This is a genomic window from Streptomyces sp. NRRL S-340 (assembly GCF_000720185.1).
GTDB lineage: Bacteria > Actinomycetota > Actinomycetes > Streptomycetales > Streptomycetaceae > Streptomyces.
Genome location: NZ_JOIY01000087.1, coordinates 1 through 3,675, shown reverse-complemented (window position 1 = coordinate 3,675; position 3,675 = coordinate 1). Strand labels below are relative to the sequence as shown.

Genomic DNA, 3,675 nt, shown 5'->3' with positions numbered 1-3,675 from the left:
GCGCCACACCCCCGCCACCCCCCGCGACCTGGTCGGCATCGGCATCGGACCGTTCAACCTCTCCCTCGCCGCCCTCGCCCACCCCCTCACCGGACTGTCCACCGCCTTCTACGAACAACGCCCCGGCTTCCACTGGCACCCCGGACTCCTCCTCGACGGCGCCCGCATCCAGGTCCCCTTCCTCGCCGACCTCGTCACCCTCGCCGACCCCACCAGCCACTGGACCTTCCTCAACTACCTCAGATCCCGCGAACGGCTCTTCCCCTTCTACTTCGCCGAACACCTCCACATCCAGCGCGCCGAATACGACGCCTACTGCCGCTGGGTCTCCGACAACCTCCCCGCCCTCCACTACGGCCACCAGGTCGACGCCGTCCGCTGGAACCCCGAACACGCCCTGTTCGAAGTCGACTTCACCCAACTCGACACCGAAGGCGAAGCCGAAGCCCTCGGCCGCACCTACACCCGCAACATCGCCATCGGCATCGGCACCGAACCCCACGTCCCCGAACCGCTGCGGCCCCTCGCGAGCGCCCCCGGCACCCCCGTCGTCCACGCCGCCGACTACCTCGACCACCGCGACACACTCCTCGCCGCCGGCCACGTCACCGTCGTCGGCTCAGGCCAGTCCGGCGCCGAAGTCTTCCTCGACCTGCTCCGCGCCCGCCCCGCGGGCCGCGAACGCCTCCACTGGATCGGCCGCACCCAGGCCTTCGCCCCCATGGAGTACTCCAAGCTCGGCCTGGAACACTTCACCCCCGACTACACCCGCTACTTCCACGCCCTGCCCGAACCCGTCCGCGACCGGCTCGTCCCCGCCCAATGGCAACTCCACAAGGCCGTCGACGCCGGCACCCTCGCCGCCATCCACGACGAGCTCTACCGCCGCACCCTCCACGGCGGCTGGCCCGACACCACCCTCACCCCCGGCGTCCGCGTCCGCACCGCAGGCCGCGTCGCCGGCACCAAAATCGAACTTCACCTCGAACACACCGAGCAGGGCGCCCGCAGCAGCCTCACCACCGACGCCGTCGTCCTCGCCACCGGCTACCGGCCCCGCCCCCTCAGCCCCCTCCTCACCGCCCTCGACCCCTACATCCACCGCGACACCGGCGAACGCCCCGGCATCGACGAGCACTACCGCCTCGTCCTCGACCCCGCCATCACCAGAGCCGGCTGCCACATCTACGTCCAGAACGCCGAACACCACACCCACGGCGTCGGCACACCCGACCTCGGCCTGGCCGCCTGGCGCAGCGCCACCATCCTCAACACCGTCACCGGCAAAGCCACCTACCCGCTGCCCGCCCGCACCGCCTTCACCACCTTCGGACTGCAACGGCAACGGCCCCAGATCCCACCCGCACACCAGCTCAGGGCACTCACCCCCCTGGCAGACGGAATCTGAGGCCGCCCCGCACCACCGGACCACCCGCGTACCGGTCAGAACACCGGCGTACGGTTCAGAACACCGGCGTACCGGTCAGACGACCGGCACACCCGTCAGAACACCGGCGTACGGTTCAGAACACCGGCGTACCGGTCAGACGACCGGCACACCCGTCAGAACACCGGCGTACCGTCCCGCGTCAGCCGCCAGTCCACCGACGCGAAGTCCTTCGGATCCAGCACACCCTTCGCCGTCACCCACTCGGCGATCCGGGTCCGGATCTCCGTCGACTCCGACCACAACTCCTTCGCCGACGCCACATGCGGGAACGCCCCACCACCATTGGCCCGGTAGTTGTTCACCGCCAGCACGAACTGCTGCGCGTCGTCCAGCGCAGCACCCTGGTACGTCAGGTTCCTGATCCGCGAACCGGCAGGCTGCGCCACGTCGATGTCGTACGCGAGCCCCGACACGTAGTCGTAGTTGTAGTCCGGACGGCCCCCCGCGTTCGTCAGCTTCTCCACGTCCACCGCGGCACCCGCCGCCGTCTGCACGAAGTACCCCGCCGAGTACTCCAGGTACGCCCGCACCTGCGCACCCGTCATCAGCTTCGCCACCAGCGTGTTGTCGTACACGTACAGGCTCGACAGGTCCCGGATCGTCACGTCCCCGGCGTGGATCTCCGACGTCCGCGAGAACGGCGACGCCTGCGCGATCACCGGCAGCGCCGCATACGCGGTACCCGCCAGCGCCGACCGCACCACGTCCTCCTGCACCTTCGTGATCAGGTCGATGATCGGCGCGTCCTTGTACCGTGCCTCCACCGTCGTCAGCGTCTGGGTCGCCCGGCCCACCACCTGGTTGACGTACCCCACGACCTTCGCGTGCTCATCCGCCAGCAGCCCGCTGATCCGCGGATCGTCCGCCACCGTGTTCGAGTTGCGCAGCGACGCCGCGACCGACTCCACCTCCCACCGGCCCCGCGAGAACACCAGCTCGATGTCGAACAGCGTCAACCGCTCCGCGAAACACAGCGGCTCCGACAGCACCACCGTCCGCCCGGACTTCTCGTTGACGACCTTCAGCTCCGGAATCTCCAGATGCGCGTGCCCCACCAGAATCGCGTCGATACCCGGCACCTGGCGCGCCACGTTCGCCGCCGCGTCCTCCACGTACGGCAACTGGTCACCGTACGACGACTGACCCGACGTACCCGAGTGCGCCGACACGATCACCACGTCCGCACCCATCGAACGCAGCTTCGGCACCCACTTCGCCGCCTGCTCCTCCAGACCCGGGAACGTCAACTTGCCCTGCACGTACGCCTTGTCCCAGATCGCGATCCCCGGGTTCGTCAGCCCCAGCACGGCCACCTTCACCGGCCGGGCCCCGTGCACCCGGAACTCCTTCATCACGTACGGCGCGAAAGCCGGCCGCTGCGTCCTCGCGTCCAGCGCGTTCGCCCCCAGCAACGGGAAGTCGCACTGCTGCTCGAACTTCCGCAGCGTCTCGATACCGTAGTTGAACTCGTGGTTGCCCAGCGCCGCCGCGTCGTACCCGATCGCGTTCATCGCCTGCGCCATCGGGTGCACCGGACCACCCTTCGCGGTGATCGGGTCCACCTTCGCGTAGTAGTACGTCAGCGGAGTGCCCTGGATCGTGTCACCCGCGTCGATGAGCAGCGTGTTCTGCCGCCCCTTCTCCGCACGCACCTGGTTCACCAGCGTCGAGATGCGCGCCAGACCCTGCGCGTTGCCCGCCGCGTCCTTGTACTCCCCGTCCTTGAAGTAATCCCAGTTGAAGACGTGCCCGTGCAGGTCCGTCGTACCCATCACGGTCAGCGAGTACCGCTTGGGGTGCGGGCCCCGCCCGTGCGCGGGAGCCGCGGCCTGCGCCGCCGGAGCCGCCGCCGCACCCGTCAGGGCCACCCCCGCCCCGGTCACGGCGGACTTCTTCAGGAACTTCCGGCGGTTCAACGCCATGTCAGGCACTCCTCGCGAAGGATCGGCTTGCGTACGACCGGCCACGCGGCCGGCCCCGCCCGCGGACAGCCCGGCTCGCGGACGGTCCGCGGACGAGTGACGACGCGCGTAGACGGACGCGCGTAGATTCTGGCCGGGACACGCCGAACCGCAACAGCCCCCGCAGGTTGCGATCTGATGACCGCCACCCCCCCCACACCCCCGCCGACGGGTGACACAGTGGAACCCATGACCCCACCCACCCCCGACCACCCCCTGTCTCTTATACACATCTGACGCTGCCGACGACCCCTTACGGGTAGA

The 3,675-nt window shown here is 69.3% G+C and carries 2 protein-coding genes; one reads left to right on the top strand and one right to left on the bottom strand.

Annotation, left to right across the window (positions count from 1 at the left end):
* On the top strand, positions 1–1,408 hold a 1,408-nt coding region (locus tag IG64_RS37030; RefSeq protein ID WP_037864893.1), incomplete at its 5' end, for a SidA/IucD/PvdA family monooxygenase.
* A 155-nt stretch (positions 1,409–1,563) separates the two neighbouring features.
* On the opposite strand, the gene IG64_RS37025 is transcribed toward IG64_RS37030, so the two are convergent.
* Complete coding sequence (locus IG64_RS37025) at positions 1,564–3,372, bottom strand: bifunctional metallophosphatase/5'-nucleotidase (protein ID WP_037864892.1); 1,809 nt, start codon at positions 3,370–3,372, stop codon at positions 1,564–1,566.
* Between the last annotated feature and the right edge of the window lie 303 nt (positions 3,373–3,675).

Excerpts from the sequence above, each read along its gene's own strand:
- IG64_RS37025 (WP_037864892.1), bottom strand. The coding sequence starts at position 3,372 with ATGGCGTTGAACCGCCGGAAGTTCCTGAAGAAGTCCGCCGTGACCGGG.